General features: G+C 63.3%; 1 protein-coding gene. It reads right to left on the bottom strand.

Annotated features, from left to right (window positions below; all coding sequences use genetic code 11):
* Nucleotides 1-2: 2 nt before the first annotated feature.
* The coding region (locus LMTR3_RS26130; protein ID WP_210184730.1) for an IS4 family transposase at nt 3-1,383 on the bottom strand (1,381 nt) is incomplete at its 5' end.

Below are 1,383 nucleotides of genomic sequence, written 5' to 3'. Positions count from 1 at the left end.
GGCTACGGGATTCCCGGATTTTCGTGTTGGGTGGCAAGGGCATATCCCTCGAGTGTGGCGGCGAGCCGATTCCATCCGTCGCGCATGGTCTTTGGGCCCGGCGGCTTGTAGTAGCAATTCCAGCCGCCGAGACGGGCTGCGATCCAGGCGACGAAGGCAAGGGAGCCGAGGGGATGCGGGTTTTTCTGCCGCAGTGTTTTGCCTTCAAGTTTTTTCGACAGGCGTTCGAGGGCGACAGTAAAGTTCGCGTCGATCACATCGCTCGCTGGTCGAGGGCCGCCGTCCCTGGCATCGACGAGTTGGATCGTACGAATGGCGCCAGCCAAGGCGATGGCCGTGAGATTGAACATGCGTTCGGCGTCGATGACCTGGCTGTCGTCAAGCGCCAAACCGTCGCTCTTGAGCGCGCGGAAGACCTGCTCGATGCGCCAGCGCAAGCGGTAGAGTTGGACGATGTTTTCAGCCTCCGCGGCGCAGGTAACGCTGTGGGTTGTGAGCAAGCGCCACAGAAGCGGTGTTTTGCCGGGTGGAGTATTGACCTCCCGTGCTTCCACCAAAGTGAGCTCGACATCCTCGGGGGCCTCGGATTTGCGCACGGTCGCCGGGCGGACAAGGCGAACGGTTCCGGCCCGCAACTCGACGATCGCCTCACGCCCTTTATCGCCCGGCCCACGCGGCGCTACCCGCACAACGCTGCTGCGCAGCGGCTGCGCACCGGCAAGTGCCATGGACAGCAATCCCTCATCCGCCAAAGACCGATCCTGCCCCGCGCGCACGATCAGATTGAGCCGTTCCGGCTTGCGGGCGAACAGCAGGTAAATGTCGCTTTCGCGATCGGCCACCATCGTCACTTCGGCGGCGTCGGACAGCACGCTTGCTGCGGCCTGACAGCCCGACAGCCAGCGCGCCGATTCCTTGTCCTCGATGGCGCGGCTGCGGCGAGAGGTAACGCGACCCGCGGCGCGCGTCCAAATCTCCGCGTCCACAAGGCCTACCACCGCCTCGCTCTCGACATCGATGGCAATCACCGGATGGATGAAGAAGCCGGGCGTCTTGCCATCGCCTGCAGGCCCGAAGCCGCGCCGCTTCTTGTCACGACCGGCAAAATTGATCTCACTTGTGTCCTGGATCGCCAAAATGCGCCGGCCAGTGCATTGAAGCGCTGTCCGCGCTGCCAAGGTCTCCACAATCCGCTCAACCGAGACGTAGGGCGAGGACAGAAACCGGTGCACCGACTTCTCGCCTGCGCGCGTCTCCCCCAATTTGCGCAGCACCAGCGTTCCCGCTGTCGCCACCCGCTCGATCAGCCAATCAGCACGCTCAGCAACCCGAATATCGCCAAAAGACATCGCATGCCTCCCGCCAAAATAGGTCGAAAGGCCT

The sequence above is a fragment of the Bradyrhizobium sp. LMTR 3 genome, assembly GCF_001693485.1.
Taxonomy (GTDB): Bacteria; Pseudomonadota; Alphaproteobacteria; order Rhizobiales; family Xanthobacteraceae; genus Bradyrhizobium.
This window is presented reverse-complemented; position numbering and strand designations above follow the sequence as displayed.